Origin of the sequence: Ralstonia sp. TCR112 (genome assembly GCF_007997035.1) — a bacterium.
In the GTDB taxonomy this organism is placed as follows: domain Bacteria; phylum Pseudomonadota; class Gammaproteobacteria; order Burkholderiales; family Burkholderiaceae; genus Ralstonia; species Ralstonia edaphi.
Window position 1 is genome coordinate 145193 of the sequence record NZ_VOSS01000034.1, and the last position, 16208, is coordinate 161400.

Consider the following 16208-nt stretch of genomic DNA (forward strand, 5'->3'; position numbering starts at 1 on the left):
TAGGAAAGCGTATGTGCGCACCTAGGAGCTGATGCGTGTCCAGATGATCGAGGCCGCTGGCCGCACCGATTCGATGGCGGCGTAGATGTCAGCGTCGGACACGGTGTTGCTGCTCATCGACGCGTCAACGTATTCGCCTTGCGACTGCGCGCTGTAGCCGGTGGTGACGATGCTGTAGCCGGCCACGTTCGGGATGCCGCTGCCGAGCGGCCGATACGCCTGCACAAACGCCTGATACGTCAGCGAGACCTGCCCATATGCTCCGGCCATGCAGTAGCCGCTGTTGGGCGCATCGTAGGCGCCGCAGTCTGCGGGTCGGCTCGGTTCGATGATGCTCGGCGTGCGCCCGGTCAGATCGGTCAGCACGCGGATGATCGCGTTGCGCGTGCCGCGTTCACGAAACAGGTTGGCGACGATGTTGGCGCGAAACGATGCGTCGGACTGCCCGGCCCTGCGCTTGATCGACAGGCCGAAGAAATCCGCCGCAATCATGTCGAGCCAGCCATCGGAGGCGGTCAGGATGCGCGTCTGCTGCTTCGCATAGGCATACAGGCTGTAGACGTAGGCACCGCTATAAGCCAGGCCCTGCAGCAGCCCGTTGATGATCGGCGACTGCGCCGCATCGCCAAACCAGCGCGGCAGATACCCGCGTATGCGCGCGAAGATGTCTTGTTGGTCACCGGTTGCCATTACGTCACCGTGATCGAGTTGGCCGTGGTTTTGATGACCTGCAGGCTCGTGGCCGGCAGGTCTGCCGTGCTGCCGTTGAGCAGCGTATTCGTGACGTTGGTGACGGCCGGCGACGCGTCATACGCCACCTGCGCCAGTCGTGAATACGTCAACGCCGCACCCAACGGCAGGCTGTTGATGTAGGCCACCAAAGCCGCCTGCACCTGTACAGCAATGGCCTGATGCGTGTAGCCGGCGGCCGTGCTGATACTCATCGATACAGTGGCGTTGACGACGACAGGTCCGTATACGTAGAACGTGCTCGTCACAGGGCGCACGGCATCCACGGCGTTGCTTACGCTGGCAAGCAGCGCTGACGTAGGCGCGCCCGTGCCGTCGTCGACGATCACGATGAACGTGCCGTTCTGCGGCAGGCCGGCGTAGGTCTGGTTCTCCAGGATCACATACGTCAGCCCCTGCTTGACGCTGGCGATGGCGGAGCCGATAGCCGTCTTCGTCGCCTTCGACAGGCTCGCTACGTAAGCAATGAAGCGCGAACGGAACGCGGTGTCAGGCTCAGCATCCGCCCCATTCACGAACGTCGCTGCATTGCTGACGGTGTCCACTCCGGAGATCGCGCCGACGATCGTCGACACCGCCCCCGCCACCGCATTGCCCACCGCACCGGGCGTCACAGCTTGCACCGGCACATTTACACTCGCCGTACCGGCTGCAATCACATAGCCGCCCAGCGTGGCGCTGTAGGCAGGGTTGGTCGTATCGACCACCACGTTGAACTGCTGCGTGCCGTCGCCCGTCTGTACCACAGCCGTCAGCGGCACCACCACTTGCTGCGTGACCGTGAAGCGCGAGAACGTGACACTTCCCGTGGCCGGCACCGCGGCCAGGCGTGTCAAACCGAAATCGGCCATCCAAGTATCGAGATCGGAACCGCTTGAGGTTGCCGCCCGGGTGATTGCCAGCACCTGCAGGATCAACCCTTGCAGCCATACCGTGACCGCTGCGTTGGCCTCAACGACGGCGCGCAGCACCGATCCGACGGTCAGGTCGACCAGCACCTTGGCGTAGCCCTGGATGGCGGCCACTTGGTTGCGCACGAGCGTCACCCAGTCTTGCGTCTGAATGGACATATCACTTGCTCACATTGAATTGAAGAGACACCGGCTCACGCGTGACTGCGCTGCTGTACAGAATGCGCACACTCACACCGCCAGCGATGGCCGTGACGTCAACCCGCGGCTCTGGGTCCTGCGCCACCCCGGCTTCCTGCAGAATTTGCGAGCGGATCAAGCCGCGCAGCGCCGGCACGTCGAGCGTCTCGCCGATCTTCTGCGGCAGGCCTGCGCCGTAGTCGGTGTGGAAGATGTAGTCACCCGGATTGGTGACTAGGCGCCGCACGATGCGCTGCTGCGTCCGCAGGTCTGCACTGGCGAGACCAAGGTCGCCGGTGGGCGACACAGCGATGTCATCGCCCACCCAGTGGTTCACATCGCTCAGAAGTTGTTGCGTCATGCCACGCTCCCTGTATTGCCGGACCCGGGCTGCACCCCGGTATGGCGATGCGTGTCGTCGATGCGATGGCCATTCGCCGACACCTGGCCGCTGAACTGCGTATTGCCGCTGATGCTCATCGAGTTGCCCGTGCCGTTGTTGCCCGAGACGGCCATGCCCGCCTGACCCGTGATGGTTTGCGTGACCAACAGCGCACCGTCGATCTGCACAGGCCCCGTGTGGTTCCACTGCGGCGCCTGGCTGACGAGCGTGCCCGAACTGATGAGCGTGACCGTGCCGTCGTTGTGGAACTGCAGCCTGGAGCCCGATGCATGTGTCAGGAAGAACTCGCCAGACTGCGCACCTGTAGGCCGCGCCAGGTCGCTGAACAGGCGTGCACAGATGACGCCGTTCTCGATGTCGCCGCCCACGAACTGCACCTCCACCTGATCGCCCGGGCTGACCGGCGCATCGATGCCCCAGCCATTGCCGCCCCAGGCAGTGGCAACGGGCATCCAGCCGGTCAGCGAGCGCGCTGGGTCGGCGGGGTCTTCAGGTTGGAGGCGTACGCGCGCAGAGGCCGTCCCCGGGTCGTAGCTAGTGACGATGCCCATGCGGTTCTCTGCGCGATTCGACTGCGCCATCATCGCGGCGAGCACCATCTGGTTGCGAAGCTGTTGGATCATTGGCTCGTGTCCTTGTTGATGTTCTTGGCCGACACCTCCATCACATAGCCATCGGTCAGGCTCATGGTGCGTGTGACGCTGTCGATGAGGTAGTCCTGATCGAAGTTCGTGCCGGTGCCGGTCAGGCGGAGCATGTCATTGGTCGTCAGAAGATGGTCTGCGGGTAGGCGGGCGCGCAGCTTCATTTCGTGCTGTGCGACTTCGTCGTACTTCTGCCTGGCCAGGCGCTTGACTCCGGCTTGGTCGAGCCCGTTGCGCTCGACCGTGTGGGTCGGCTTTTGACCTTTGCCACCGCCAGGCGCGTTGCTGTAGCGGGCCGTGAACTTCTTGCCTTGCTTCGCATTCCAGGAACGCGCCTCCACCGTCACGCCCTTGGCAACCGTCAGATCACGCAACAATTGCAAGCTCGACACGTTGGCGGCCGGGTTACCTTTCTCCCCGATCGTCCATCGCAACTCGTAGGGCAGCGCGGGCCCTTGCAAGCGAGGCCCGAAGTAGAGCGTCTTGCCACTCACCGCGCAGAGGAAGTCCTCCTCACGCGCCAACGCGGCCAGAAGGTCCCACTCCGTGCGTTGCGCCGTCAGGCTGACGTTGTCGTGCGCGTAAGACTTGCCGATCGGCCGCTTCGTCTCCGGGCCGATGGCCTGCAAGCCGTGTGCGGCCGCCAGTTTTTCAGCCACTTTCGATGCCGTCATGTTCTGAAACTGCAACGTCACCTTTTCATCGATAAACAGCGCAGTCAGATCGCGGCCGCTCAGCGTGAGTTGAGCCGAAACCGGATCCAGTTCGACGGTGTCGACACGGCCATAGATGAGGCTTTCAAGGTTGGCCTCGTCGTACTGCACGGGGTTCAACGGAAAGCCGGCGAAGATCTCGACCAGCAATTCAGGCTGACCGGAAAACCAGTTCGCATCGCGATCTGGCGGCAAGGCAGCTGTTGCGAACGTGACCTGGAACGTATCCGCCTGCTCGTACGAATTGCTCAGGACCGACCAGCTCACACACGCGGCGACACGTTCGCCGCCCACTTTGACGATGGTGCGGGGCTGCCGCACATCGGGTATCACGGGTAGCTTGTTCAGGCTCATAAGAAAAAGCCCCGCGTTGCGGGGCTGTCTGGTTGATGAAAGCGGCTCGCTAGGGCTTTGGCAAGCCGCCGGCATGGTCCTTGTTGGGTGGCACGATCAGGTTTTTCACACCTTGCACAAGCGGGTCCCACATGAGATCCGGGTTCGCCTTTGCCAGGCTCGTCCACGCCATCGCGTCGTTGTATTCCTTGGCCGCCATCTTCATGAGATCGCCACCAACCGTCACCACATGCTTGGCGCTCTTGTAGACGGACTCGATGTTCTTCTGCATGCGGCCGGCAACACGGTCAAGCTGAACCAGCACCGGCAGGTTCAATGCCGACGTCATCTGGCCAGCCAGCTTTTCCACCTGTTGCGATACCGGGTTATTCGGCAGGATGCCGCCCAGCGTCGTCACCTTTGTCAGCGTGGTATTGGCTGACGCGATCAGCGCTTGAGCACGATCACGCACCGCTGTCACTTGCTGCAGAACGTTGCTGAGTGTTGACTGCGCTGCGTTGGCAAAACTCGCAACGGTATCGATCGCCGCGTTGGCCGAATCAATCAGGCCAGACAACGTGCCGTCGCCAATCGCGCTACCCATGTCCGTCACGGCCGCGGCATCGCTCTTGATCTGGCCATCGATGCTCTGGTCTGCATCACTGCCTGCAAGTTTCGACAGATCGCTCGCCACTTCGCAGGTGATCTTGTATGGGATCTTGTAGGCGCGCTGAAAATCCGCACGAAAGTCACGGATGACAACGGCGTAGTAGATTTCGGACCACTGCAGCAACAACGATGCGCCGCGTTCGCGCAGATCGTCCAACTGCCGCGCGCGCGCCAACGCATCCTTGCCGAGCAGCCACCCGGACCATTCGACGGGGCCGCAGAACGCTCCCATCGAATCGATCACGCGCGTGCCGCCCACCAGGTCGTGCATGGCGAGTTTCTGCGTCCCGCCGAAGGGGATGCTTTCAGGGACTTCCAGATCCTTGAACTGGAAGTCTCCGAGTTTAAGAGCGAAGTCGGGCATGGTCGATCAGAGTCCGGATGGCATGAGGTTCATGCCGGTATTGAAGTTGCTGGAGCCAGTCTGCGGCCGCGCCAGTTGGCCTTCGATCTGCTTCCAGACCACCTGGGCGACCGTACGGCCATCCATGGTCACATCGCCTTTGAGGTAGACGAGCTTGGGCTCGGCGACCTTCACGGCGGTGCTGGGCGCGCTCGCGCCATGGCTGGAGTCCGGCTTGGTGGCTGGCAATTTCTTGCCAGCGTCTCCGTGAAGTACGTCATACAGAAACGTGCCCAGCGTCGCACCCTTGACCCCGCTGACGCGTTCCATCAATGGGCTGATGACGTTGTCGTTGACGTAGCCACCGAGCTTGTAGCCGCCGTATGCCGCACTGATAAGGCCGCTACCCCGCCCCAGCACTCCCAGCGCCTTCGACGCAAGCGGCGATTCCATCAGCGTTCCTGCAGCGCTCAGCAGACCGCGGCCCAGTCCACCCCCAGCGCGAAGCACAGACAGGCCAGCCCGCCCCACGCCAGCTCCCAGGCGAACCGCGCTGCTGGCTACCGATTTCGCAATACGCGCCACGCCGCGTGCGAAACCACCGCTGCCCTTCACACCGCCGCCCGGCACAGGCACCGACAGCGTGGAGATGACCTTGTGCAGAAAAGCGAGTCCCGTGGCGAACGCCATGATCGCCTTCGTTGTGCCCGGAAACTCCTGTGCAAGGTGTGTGATGCGCTCAATCAGGCCATTGAACTTCTCCAACCCTGAAATCGCCAACGGCAAAACATGTTCGCCAAGCGCGATATTGAGGTTCGTCTTCTTGGCCTCGTAGTCCTTCAGCTTGCCTTCCAGCCCTTCGTTGTTTTTCTCGTAGAGCTTTGCTGCGCCAGGTCCTTTTCCGGCATTCGCGAGGTACAACCCGGCCCGCTCCTTATCACGCTGAAGCTGCTCCAGGATGTTCTTCTCGTCCTTCATGCCGAGCAGGTTGCCCAACTTCGTGTTGAGCGCATCTCCGCTGTATCCGCTCTTCTGCAGCGCCGGCACGATCACACTCGTCACGTACTGAAGCGGATTCTCGGTGAAGGCCCGCGCGTCCGCTATGCCGGTTGCATCCACACCGGTGATGTGCCCAGCCTTGTCGCGATGCACGGCCTTCGGGTCCAGCAGCTTGACGCGTTCAAGCTCATGCGCGACCGTGGCGGGCATATTCCCTGCCACCCAGCCTTGAAGCGCCGACATGGCCTCAACGCCAGCCTTCGAGCCACCATTGGCCTGCATGAACTGCTTCAGCCCAAACACCGCGGCCTCAGACTGCTTCAGTGCGCCGGACAGCTTCCCGCCCTGCATGGCCTCCAGGTAGTCCTTGGGCAGCACGCCACCGCCGCTCGCCAGCGCCGTATTGACGAGCATATTGAAGGTCTCTTCCACCTTCTTCGTATCGATCTTGCCGTCTCTGCCGATCACGCCGTCGCGCATCTGCGCGACCTTCAGCGCAGTCAGCGCCATGCTGTCGAGTTGCGCGCCGTTCTTGACGCCGGTTGCCGAGCCAAAGGCTATCCGCGCCTGGGCCAGCAGTTTCGTCACGTCCTGCGCCTGGGTCGAACTCTGCAGAATGGTCTGTGCTCCACCAAACAGCTGTCCGACATCCGTGAGCGACATGCCCTTGATGTCGAGCCCTTTGAGGAACTTCTCGTTCGCCGCCGCAGCGCCGGCGTCAAAGCGGCTGATCCGTTCAAGTACTGCGTGGTACTTCGAAGCAGCATCCGCTTGCTTGTCCCACATGTGGGCGGCTTCGTTGCCGGCCTTGAACAGGCCGCTGCCGAACTCGGTCAGTTTCTTGACCCTCTCCAACCGGCTCTCCAACTTCTCCGCACTCTTGTTGACGGAGTCGAACTGCGCGGCGATCGCCAACAACCCGCGCGACGCGTTATTGACCAACGCGATCTGTATCCCGATCTTGTAAGCATCGAGGCTCATAGGAATCCTTGTTCGTCTGTTGAGGCCACCGATCTCACGTGGGCGCGCTTGCGGCGGAAGCCAATGGGCGGCCCTCCAGCACCGCCGTCACCGCATCGCCCACACGCTGTTGCACAGCGTCGGCGTGCTCGTTTGCCACCGCACCCAGGAATGGATGCGGTGGCGTCTGCGCACTGCCAAGCTCCAGGACGACAGCCTGGTTGGCGTTGGAGCCGATGCCCGCCTCCAACCCCTTGACCTCGTGACCGATGGAGTCGCGTAGTGAATTCACGTACGCCGCATCCGTGATGCCGGCGGCCGCCGCGCTTTCCCCCGCCTTGGCGCGGGCCGCCTGCTCCACCGCTGCTGCGGCTGAAGCCAGCCCCTGCGACAGGGCCTCCGGCATCCGCGCCTCCAACTCGGTCAGGCGACGCGCCATCTCTGCTAACGAAAGGTTCATTCGCGCTCCTTGAAAGACATCGTCTTCAGGTCGAACTGCGCGCCATGGAATTCGCTGCATTTGATGGCCATCGCCTGCCGCATGGTGTCGTCCAGTGAAAACGCCACATCGAACGGAACACCGTTATGCACGAGCCACATCGCCTCGTGAAACGGGCCGTTCGTCAGGAGTTTTTTAGCTCGGACTCCGACGTGGCAACGTTGATGAAGCTGGCCGCCACACCGCGCTGCGCGGCCTCGTTGCCCTCTTCGCCCAGGCGCTGATACAGCGCACGCAACTGGGCTTCCGAGGCTGGCGTCGGCACCGGTTCACCATCGATGGCGCAGACAAACTTCAGATGCGCGACCTCGGCCAGGTACAGCATGTTCAGCTCGCTGCCACCCGCGGCCTTGGCAAAGTCGAGATTCGCCAGCGGGCTCGGTTTGCGCAGCGTGATCTTGCGGCCCAGTGCATCGTCAACCACCAGCTCTTTCGCGGCGGCCTTGATGATCTGTTCGGAGGGAGTGATGGTCACGTTGGTCATCAGGACACCTTGATGCGGCGCGAAGCCACGAAGTTGACGGACTGCTTGATGGTGGCGTCGCCGGCGCGGTTGCCGGCGTCCGCCAGCGTCATCAGCACACCGTCATAGCGGAACTGCGAGACCGAGCCGTTGGCCTCCTGGATCGTTTCGTAGATCTGCGCGGGGGCTTCGTTCAGGCCCGCGTAGTAGCCCGCTTCGAGCTGCGCAAAATAGTTGTCGAGCGTCGCGTCCTGGCGCTCCACGTCGAACGAACCCGACCAGCCGTCGAAGAAGCGCACATGGTCGGTGATGCCGTCCAGACGTTTGACGCGCACGTCGGTTACGTCCTGCTTGCTCTTGAATGCGGTGATCTTGTTCGGTTGCAGCGTGCCGCTTGCAGTCTGGATCACCAGCGTGTAGTCGCGACCGACGGAGTAGCCTTGAATCGGCATAACGTTCTCCAAAAGAAACGCCCCACGTCGTGCGGGGCGGGAAGATTGATTGATATGCGAGGAGGGGACGCGCTTGACGCGCGTATTACTGATTTGCCGTCGACGTGCGGATCACCGTGGCCTGCGAGCCTTCCACGTTCACCAGGAACTTCTCGATGACCGACAGGTAGACCACCTTCACGTCAGCCTGCATGTAGCCCAGCGCAACGCGGTTCATCGGATTGTTGTTGGCATCGATCTGCACCGAGAACGCCGGGCCGCCATTGACCGCGCCGATCATCCCCTGCTGCTCCATCGAGCTGAGGAAGTTCGACAGCGTGGCCGCGGCCTGCGCGCGCACCGTGGCGGACTGCAGCTGGCCGACGTACTTGCCCATGCCCGCGTTGATCGTGCTGGCGATGTAGTTGGTCATGCGCGTGTAGTTGTCGCCCTGCGTGAGCGCGTTCGAGCTGGTGTTGTGCCCCGCACGGCAACCGAAGTACGCACCGCCCGGCACCGGATTCGTCACGACATCGATGCCGGCCTGGATCAGTGCCTGCAATTCGGCCGAGCTGTAGTTCTGGTTGGCGAACGTCTTCTGCGTGCCCACCACGCCGTAGATCTGCTTGTTGAGGCTGCTGTTCTGCGGCGACAGGTTGGCAAGCAAGCCCGCAACAAAGCCTTGCGGCGACACCAGTCGCGTCACACCGTTGACGGTATCGAGCCAATACACCCAGTCGCCAAACAGCAGCTTGAAGGCGTACGAATCGATGCCGGCGGTGCTCTTGGCCGTGACAGCGTTGGCGATGGTGTCGCCGCTCGGACCCGTGCCAATCATGTAGATGCCTTCGGACAGACCGAACGCCACCTGGGTGGGCCAGGTCGTTGCGTCGGTGCAGTCGGCGAGCATGGCAATCGACACGCCCTCGTTGCGCAGCGCGTACATGCCCTTGCGCGGCACGGTGTCCTGACCGAGCAGCACGGCGCCGGTGATGGTGGCCGCGCCATCCGTACCGCCCGCCAGTTGCAGCGTGGCGGCCGTCGGTGCGGTGGTGCTCGCGCCTGCGGTGGCAGTGATGATTTGCGACGCGCCGCGCATCACGCTCACGCCGTTGTTGATGGCGTTGGCAATTGCGATCCACAACGCATTGCCGGTCTGACCGGCACCGATGTTGTCGAACACTTCGGGCGCCAGCGTCGGAGCGGCCACGGTCACCTTCCACGTGTTGGCGGCCGAACCTGCCGCCAGCGCCACCGTGACGGTGTTGCCGAGCGAACCCGTGTACTTGGCAGTGAAGGTCACGCCGTTCGTCTGCGCGACCACCGTGGCGGCGGTGTCGGTGCCGTCGGTCACGCGCACGCAGCGGAAGTTGTTGGCGCCCTGCTGAACCGCCACGGCCACGGCCGTGCCCATATCGTAGGTGCGGTTCTGGATCGCGCCGAACGTCTGCGCGTACATGGCCATGTTGCCGATCAGCGTCGGCGAGTTGACGGGGCCCCAGGTGGCCGTGCCCACCACGCCGAGCACGTTGGTGGGAACGCCGTTGAGCAGGGTGACCTGCGGCGGAACAATCTGGACGTACAGGTCCGGAACGATGAGTGCAGTGGTATTGATGCTGCCCTGCTGGACGATCGGCATGCGTGCCTCCGAGTGAGAAAAGCAAAAGGCCGCGCAAAGGCGGCCGGACATAAAAAAAGCCGCCCTAGCGAAACGGGCGGCACGGTTGGTTGACTTCGACTGCAATACGGCCACGGCTGCGCTACTGCACGAGTGTTCGAACAGGAAACTGCCCGTCCATCGCCGCGCCGGCGTTCACGTTCTCTACACCCGTCGCAATCTGATACGCCGTATCGGTCACGATGGTCGCGTACTCGACGGCATAGCGCAGGTCACGCCGGTAAATGCCATTGGCCGGATCGTCGTGTTGATGACCGCGCTTATAGCGAAGCGCGGCGCTCTGGTCCGGCAACGTCAATCGCACGATGCCCGAGAGCACTGCATCGACCTTGCCCGCGATGAGGTCGCGAGGCGCCGCGCCATTCGCCCACGTCGAGATCAGGAACGTGCGTTCTTGCCGGCGCGTCTCGCGCTGTACCGTGCCGATGCCACCCACGCGCGGCGAAATGTATGTCGCGTTCGGAATGGTGATCGACGAGCCAGCAGCCGTTGCCGGGCGGTCAACAGCCACCAGCGCAGCCAGCGCTGTCGCAATGCTGGCCGGTGTGTCGCTCGCCTGCACGGCGTAGGCATATGCGCGGCCGTCCACCAACAGCACAACGTTCTGCGGCGTGCTGACGGTGCCGTTCACCATGACGGTCTGTGCGGTCACGCTCAAGGCCAGCGTGTTCGCCGGCGGTGTGGCGACGGTCCAATCCGAGAACGCAGTGTTGGCGTGACGTTGATGACTCGTGATCGGAAAGATCGACACATGCGCCTTGTTGGCTTGCAGGTCGGTCTTCAGTTGCGTCATGTTGGGCCAGCCGCTGTAGACCACCACCGGATTGGCCGTGATCGACGGCTGGCTGGCGCCGTTCGGATAAACCACGCCGGTGACCAGCGTGACGAGTGCATTGGAAACGTCGGAGAGATCTGCCATAAGACAAGCGCCTTCATCGATGCGCGCTGCAATGCGTGATCGATCGAGTGAGTTGGATCCAGGATTGAGACAGCCGCGAACCGTTCGTCACCGTGTAGCGACATCGAGGCATGTATTGCGTGGGAATACGTCAGAGAGCGAAGCCGAGAAACAAAAAAGCCCGCTGCGTGGCGGGCTTTTCTTCGCGATGTCTGCGCTTCGTCTGGGTAAATCAATGCACCCCAGTGGGGTGCATGTCTCGGTCTGAACCGGTTACGCCGCGAGGGCAATCGAACATCTGGGAAACAGAATACGAAGGGGATATAAACCGTGCAAGTGGGCCGAGGAGAAAATTCCGAAAAAACTTTCAGGCGGCCAGCGGAGCGGCCGTCACAGTCACGGCAGCGGCCGCTGCACGCACGGCCTTCGTCATCTGCGCGCGCGCGACCTCCGAATCGATGACATGCGACATGATCGACTGCGCCTTCGCAAGCCGCACCTTCCAGTGCTTGAGCGTATGCGGCGACGCGCCGTACTTGCGCACGAGAATGCGGCACACCATCTCTGCCGGCATGCGATGCACGTAGTGATACTGCAGCAGCCGCTTGGCTACGGGGTCGGCAATCTTCTGCCACGCTTGCTCGACCAGCCAGCCGTCATTCACGTCGATGCTGACGATGGCTTGCGGCGCGCCGCATTCTGCATCGCGCATGGCGACGGCCAACCGTGCCCACGATGCGCAGTACTGCGGTTGCCAGCTCGGGTCGCGCACGACGCGACTCCAGTTCTCCAGACGGTCTTCGATGCCCATGTCCCTTGTCCTCGTATGTTCGTGGCTTGTTGCCGATTTCGGGTTGCGTCACCGTCTCTCGCGCTGTCGCCGCACTTACGGCGGACAGCTCGAGAACGCGATGACGCATGCGTCTATTGGAAAACGCGCACCTGCTCAGGCACGGCGCGCACTGCACGCACCGACTGCACCCAACGGCCTGTGACCCCGCATTTGCGTTCCTCATCCAGCTCCAACCGCTTGGCGGCAATCAATTCGCTGCGGCGCGCAGAGACGCTGGATTTCTCAATGCGCAAAGCCTGTGCGATTTCGGCAATCGTGGCGGTGCCGCTGCGGGCGACGTAGTCGGCGATACGGTCGCACTGCAGCTTGGCCGTGGACGTGGCGCGGTTACGTCGAAAAGCATCCATCGAAGTTTGGGGGACGGTCATGGGAAGAGGCTCCAGTCGGCGCGGCGTGGCGCGCGGATTGAACAAGATTCGGTTCGACCGAGACCGCCTGTAGTGGGCAGAGGCGGGAAGCAAGTCGTGCAGAGAAGTTTAGATTGTTCTAAACTGTTGCGTCAAGACACTTCTAATACACAAATTAGAAATTTCTTGCTCTAATGCGACCCATGGACATCTACGACAACCGCCGCCAGTGGCTGACCTACTGGATCCAGACCCTCGTCAACGGAGACCGCTCGGCGTTCGAGCGTCTGTACGGGTATTCGCGCTCGCAGGTCGCGCAGTTCCTGTCGCGCAGCTACCAGGACGGCCGCAGCATCGGCGACATTGCCGCGCGCCGCCTTGAGAAGAAGCTGGGGTTTGCCGACCGCGTGATGGACACACCGTTCTCCGACGCGGCCGCGCAGGCTGCCGGCGGCAGCGCGGGCGATCTGGTGCGCACAAGCGCAGGCGCGTCGGCGCATAGCAAGGGCTTTCCCGCGCGTCCCATCACCACGTACAACAGCCTGGACGAACTGCCGAGCGAGACGACCATCCTCATCACGCATGTCGACGTGGCGCTTTCCGCGGGCAACGGCCGGGAAACCTGGCATGTTGAAGAGAAAGAACCGCTGCCGTTCCAGGCCGATTACGTCCGCAGGCTGGATGCCAGCCCCAAGCACCTCGTGGCGGTGAAAGTGCAGGGCGACAGTATGGAGCCGCGCCTGTTCGATGACGACACGGTGGTCGTCGACAAGGCGGACCGGCGCATCCCCACGGGCGGCGGCGTGTTTGCCCTCGTGTATTGCGGCGAGATGCTGGTGAAGCGGTTGTTCCGCCTGCCCGACGGCTCGATCCGGGTGGTGAGCGACAACAAGGAGAAGCACGATCCGTTCATCGTGACACCAGACCAGCTGGAACACATCGACATCGTTGGCCGCGTCAAATACCGGTCGGGCATGGGCGATTTTTGAGCGCCTGCACGCGGTCGCGTCTCAACATGCAAACCCGCTTCGGCGGGTTTTTTCGTATCCGAAGGCGTATTTCTAAACACTCGCGGTAGACATTTCTTGACAAAATGTTAGAAATATCTAAAATGGCAGGACGAAAACGATCTGATCGCCCTGCGCTGAGCCAACCTAACGCAATCCGAATGACTGAAACCCAAACACTCGACCGTATTCTTGAAGCGACCCGCAGGGCATGGGGCCTGCCGGCCGTGCGACGCGGCGGCCCTTCCTTCGCCTCACAGGGCCCGCTGCATCAGCAGACAATCCAGCCAGCGGCCAAACTTGTAGCCCACGGCCTCCAGCACGCCCACCTCCCGAAACCCGCAGCGCGCGTGCAGCTTGGCTGAGCCTGGGTTTTCGCGACCACCACCCACCACGGCCACCATCTGCTTGAAACCGCGCGCCTGGCATTCGCGGATCAGCGCCGCCAGCAGCAACGTCCCGACGCCCCGTCCTTGAGCGGCGGCGTCAAGGTAGATGGAGTCTTCTACCGTGTGGCGATACGCGGGCCGCGCGCGATGCGGGCCGGCATACGCGTAGCCGAGCAGCACGCCGCCAGCTTCTGCCACCACGTAAGGCATGCCGGCATCCTGCAATGCGTGAAAGCGGCGCGTCATCTCGGCCAGATCGGGGGCATCGATTTCAAAGCTGGCGGTGCCAGTTCGCACGTGATGTGCGTAGATGCCGACGATGGTCGGCAGGTCCGCCACGGTCGCCGCACGAATGGCGACAGCACCGGATTCGTGCACGGGAGCGGAAGCGTCGATGGGCATTGCAGAAGACATGGCGGCAGGATGTGGAAGCGGTGTGAAGCGTTCATTGTCACGCCAATTCCACATGAACCGTAGATCGCCGAGCGCATTCCGGTGACATGGCTATCGGGCGGCGCCGGAATGCGGTAACTTGGCAGACGCTTTCGCCCCGCCCTGCCCCCGCCGTCCCTGCCATGCATGACCTGTTTCCCCTGATCGCCGAATACGGCGCGTTTGCCGTATTCCTCAATGTGCTGCTGACGCAAGCCGGCGCGCCGCTGCCGGCCGTGCCGACGCTGCTCGTGGCTGGTGCGCTCACATTCCACGGCCCGCTCTACTTCATGGAGCTTGCGCCCGCCGCCGTGTCCGGCGCGCTGCTGGGTGACGGCCTGTGGTACTTCGCCGGCAAGCGCTATGGCCGGCGCGTCATGGCACTGCTGTGCCGCGTGTCGTTGTCGCCCGATTCCTGCGTGCGGCGCACGCGCACGCAGTTCGAGCGCTGGGGCGCGCCGATGCTGCTGATCGCGAAGTTCATTCCGGGTTTGTCGACCGTGTCGTCTGCGCTGCTGGGCACGATGCGCACGCCGTTCAGCACGTTTGCGCTGTACAACCTGATGGGTTCGGCGGTGTGGGCCACGCTGTGGCTGCTGCTGGGCCGCGTAGCGCACGACAGCATCGACCAGGCGCTGCGCCAGCTAGACCTGCTGGGCACGCGCGCCGTGCTGCTGATCGCGTTGCTGGCGGCGGTATATGTGGCCGCGCGCTGGCTGCAGCGCTGGCGCTTTCGCAAGATGCTGGAGATGGCGCGCATCTCGCCCGACGAGCTGCATGCGCTGATCGAATCAGGCGCAGCACCGGTCATCATCGACGTGCGCGCAGACAGTTCGCGCATGCTGCAGCCGCAACGCATTCCCGGGGCCATGCTGTATGACATGTCTGGCAGCAACCGCGCCATCGAGATCGACGGCCCGGATCGCGAGATCATCATCTACTGCGCCTGCCCCAACGAGGCGTCTGCCGTGATGCTGGCGCGCACGCTGATGGGCCGCGGCTTCAAGCGCGTGCGTCCGCTGCATGGCGGGATCGATGCATGGGTGGCACGCGGCTATGGCGTCGAGCACGTCGTGTCGGTCACGCCCGCCACATTGGCAACGGCGGAAGCCGGCGCCTGAGGCTTTCGGGCAAGCGCACAAAAACAAAAAGCGCACCTCGCGGTGCGCTCTCCCGTAAGTACGGCAAACATGCGGTGCGCCAGCCCCCCGGCTCGGACACCCCGCATCGGTCCGTGTGCATCCGCCCGAAGACGGATGTGGCGAAATGATCCCCGTTTGATCCCTTCTTCGCCAGTCGGACTTGACCCCCTTGTTATTCATTTGCAACGCTGCCGCATCCAACATATGCGCGGCGTGCTCGCGTTGTTATTTCCCGTCCTTCTTTCGTTGCCTCGCGGCCGGCCATTTTGCATGGCACTCCTGCGTACTAACGGCAGGCTTGCGTCAAACTTTAGGCACCGCCCGTCATCGTCAGGCAAATGTATCGATCGCGCCTTCGTGGGTCGAAACACGGCGCGGTGCCACCGTCTGCGTATCGGCGCGGTCTTGCGAGCCGCCGTTGCCATAACGGCTGCCGTTGCCCCCGTTGCCCGAACCGCTACCCTGGTTCTGCGCCGACGCACCTTGCGATGCGTTCTGCTGCTGGCTGAAGTCGCCCGTGCTGACGGACGTTTGCGCAAGCTGCATCCCGCCTTGCTGCATGGCGTCGCGCAGGCGCGGCATGGCGTCCTGCACGAGTTCGGCCACGGCCTGGTGCTGGCAGACAAAGCTCGCGTTGACGGCGCCGTTGTCCACTTCCAGCTTGACGTGCATGCCACCCAGCTCGGCCGGATTCAGCTGCAGCTCGGCCGATGATTGACGATGCACCTGCATGAAGGCGAGCTGGCTGGCCATGCTGTGCGGCCAGGCGGCGTCGCCAAAGGTGGGCAGCGTGTGGATTTGCTGCGGCGTGATCGATGCACCTGCCGCAGCGCCTGCGTTGGCACCGCCCACCGCAAAGGTAGGCGCGGCCATGCCCGCGCCGCCGTTGGCGCGCGACAGCACGCCCTGGAACTGCATACCGTTGCCCTGCGCGTTGGCCTGCGCGCCGGCGTTGTCGGCGTTGCCGCCATTGCTGGCGTGGCTGGTGGCATCGGCCACGGCTGCCGTGGGTGTCTGCGTGACGGTGTTGTGTGCGCTCAGGTCGCTGCGGCGCGGCAGGCGTGGTCGGCATTGGCGCCCTGCGCAGACGACGTGCTGCCGAGCTGGCGCACGGCGGGCGGCGTGTTGTCGGCAACGGCACGCGTGCGGGCATGGTCTGGGCCA

Annotated in this window: 19 protein-coding genes; 2 read left to right on the forward strand and 17 right to left on the reverse strand. The window is 63.2% G+C overall.

What is annotated here, in order from left to right:
• Positions 1 to 21: 21 nt before the first annotated feature.
• The 15 genes from FUT88_RS12425 to FUT88_RS12490 form a co-directional block, all read right to left on the reverse strand.
• Positions 22 to 690 carry a hypothetical protein gene (locus FUT88_RS12425; RefSeq protein ID WP_147215477.1) on the reverse strand — a complete coding sequence of 223 codons (669 nt, stop codon included), beginning with the start codon at positions 688 to 690 and terminating at the stop codon, positions 22 to 24.
• Positions 690 to 1820 carry a baseplate J/gp47 family protein gene (locus FUT88_RS12430; protein ID WP_147215479.1) on the reverse strand — a complete coding sequence of 377 codons (1131 nt, stop codon included), beginning with the start codon at positions 1818 to 1820 and terminating at the stop codon, positions 690 to 692. Before FUT88_RS12430 ends, FUT88_RS12425 begins: the two co-directional genes overlap by 1 nt.
• A 1-nt stretch (position 1821) precedes the next feature.
• Positions 1822 to 2202 carry a phage tail protein gene (locus FUT88_RS12435; RefSeq protein ID WP_147215481.1) on the reverse strand — a complete coding sequence of 127 codons (381 nt, stop codon included), beginning with the start codon at positions 2200 to 2202 and terminating at the stop codon, positions 1822 to 1824.
• On the reverse strand, positions 2199 to 2867 hold the full coding sequence (locus FUT88_RS12440; protein WP_147215483.1) for a phage baseplate assembly protein V: 669 nt from the start codon (positions 2865 to 2867) through the stop codon (positions 2199 to 2201). The genes FUT88_RS12435 and FUT88_RS12440 overlap by 4 nt, the downstream gene beginning before the upstream one ends.
• On the reverse strand, positions 2864 to 4030 hold the full coding sequence (locus tag FUT88_RS12445; protein WP_261797130.1) for a phage late control D family protein: 1167 nt from the start codon (positions 4028 to 4030) through the stop codon (positions 2864 to 2866). Before FUT88_RS12445 ends, FUT88_RS12440 begins: the two co-directional genes overlap by 4 nt.
• A complete protein-coding gene (locus tag FUT88_RS12450) occupies positions 4005 to 4967 on the reverse strand; it encodes a hypothetical protein (protein WP_147215484.1) in 963 nt (320 codons plus the stop codon). Before FUT88_RS12450 ends, FUT88_RS12445 begins: the two co-directional genes overlap by 26 nt.
• Before the next feature lie 6 nt (positions 4968 to 4973).
• Entirely contained in the window at positions 4974 to 6926 is a 1953-nt protein-coding gene (locus FUT88_RS12455; RefSeq protein ID WP_147215486.1) for a phage tail tape measure protein, read from the reverse strand.
• Between the two features lie 34 nt (positions 6927 to 6960).
• A complete protein-coding gene (locus FUT88_RS12460; RefSeq protein ID WP_147215488.1) occupies positions 6961 to 7365 on the reverse strand; it encodes an HK97 gp10 family phage protein in 405 nt (134 codons plus the stop codon).
• Entirely contained in the window at positions 7362 to 7496 is a 135-nt protein-coding gene (locus FUT88_RS26690; protein ID WP_257878166.1) for a hypothetical protein, read from the reverse strand. The genes FUT88_RS12460 and FUT88_RS26690 overlap by 4 nt, the downstream gene beginning before the upstream one ends.
• Before the next feature lie 32 nt (positions 7497 to 7528).
• On the reverse strand, positions 7529 to 7888 hold the full coding sequence (locus tag FUT88_RS12465) for a hypothetical protein (protein WP_147215490.1): 360 nt from the start codon (positions 7886 to 7888) through the stop codon (positions 7529 to 7531).
• Positions 7888 to 8319, reverse strand: a complete 432-nt coding sequence (locus FUT88_RS12470; protein WP_027679910.1) for a hypothetical protein — start codon at positions 8317 to 8319, stop codon at positions 7888 to 7890. Before FUT88_RS12470 ends, FUT88_RS12465 begins: the two co-directional genes overlap by 1 nt.
• 85 nt (positions 8320 to 8404) lie before the next feature.
• Complete coding sequence (locus FUT88_RS12475) at positions 8405 to 9937, reverse strand: phage tail protein (protein ID WP_147215498.1); 1533 nt, start codon at positions 9935 to 9937, stop codon at positions 8405 to 8407.
• Between the two features lie 121 nt (positions 9938 to 10058).
• The gene (locus FUT88_RS12480) at positions 10059 to 10895 is read right to left on the reverse strand and encodes a hypothetical protein (RefSeq protein ID WP_147215500.1); all 837 of its coding nucleotides are present in this window, start codon (positions 10893 to 10895) and stop codon (positions 10059 to 10061) included.
• A 346-nt stretch (positions 10896 to 11241) separates the two neighbouring features.
• On the reverse strand, positions 11242 to 11685 hold the full coding sequence (locus FUT88_RS12485; RefSeq protein WP_147215502.1) for a hypothetical protein: 444 nt from the start codon (positions 11683 to 11685) through the stop codon (positions 11242 to 11244).
• 113 nt (positions 11686 to 11798) lie between these two features.
• The gene (locus FUT88_RS12490) at positions 11799 to 12095 is read right to left on the reverse strand and encodes a hypothetical protein (RefSeq protein ID WP_147215504.1); all 297 of its coding nucleotides are present in this window, start codon (positions 12093 to 12095) and stop codon (positions 11799 to 11801) included.
• Positions 12096 to 12277: 182 nt separating this feature from the next.
• On the opposite strand from FUT88_RS12490, the gene FUT88_RS12495 reads away from it, so the two are divergent.
• Positions 12278 to 13063 carry a helix-turn-helix transcriptional regulator gene (locus FUT88_RS12495; RefSeq protein ID WP_186829297.1) on the forward strand — a complete coding sequence of 262 codons (786 nt, stop codon included), beginning with the start codon at positions 12278 to 12280 and terminating at the stop codon, positions 13061 to 13063.
• A 272-nt stretch (positions 13064 to 13335) separates the two neighbouring features.
• On the opposite strand, the gene FUT88_RS12500 is transcribed toward FUT88_RS12495, so the two are convergent.
• Positions 13336 to 13884: a GNAT family N-acetyltransferase gene (locus FUT88_RS12500; RefSeq protein ID WP_261797131.1), complete on the reverse strand. Its 549-nt coding sequence runs from the start codon at positions 13882 to 13884 to the stop codon at positions 13336 to 13338.
• A gap of 161 nt (positions 13885 to 14045) precedes the next feature.
• Between FUT88_RS12500 and FUT88_RS12505 the strand changes: the two genes are divergently transcribed.
• A complete protein-coding gene (locus FUT88_RS12505) occupies positions 14046 to 15023 on the forward strand; it encodes a DedA family protein/thiosulfate sulfurtransferase GlpE (RefSeq protein ID WP_147215508.1) in 978 nt (325 codons plus the stop codon).
• Positions 15024 to 15374: 351 nt separating this feature from the next.
• Here FUT88_RS12505 and FUT88_RS12510 read toward each other — a convergent pair whose 3' ends face one another.
• Complete coding sequence (locus FUT88_RS12510) at positions 15375 to 16043, reverse strand: flagellar hook-length control protein FliK (RefSeq protein ID WP_261797132.1); 669 nt, start codon at positions 16041 to 16043, stop codon at positions 15375 to 15377.
• Between the last annotated feature and the right edge of the window lie 165 nt (positions 16044 to 16208).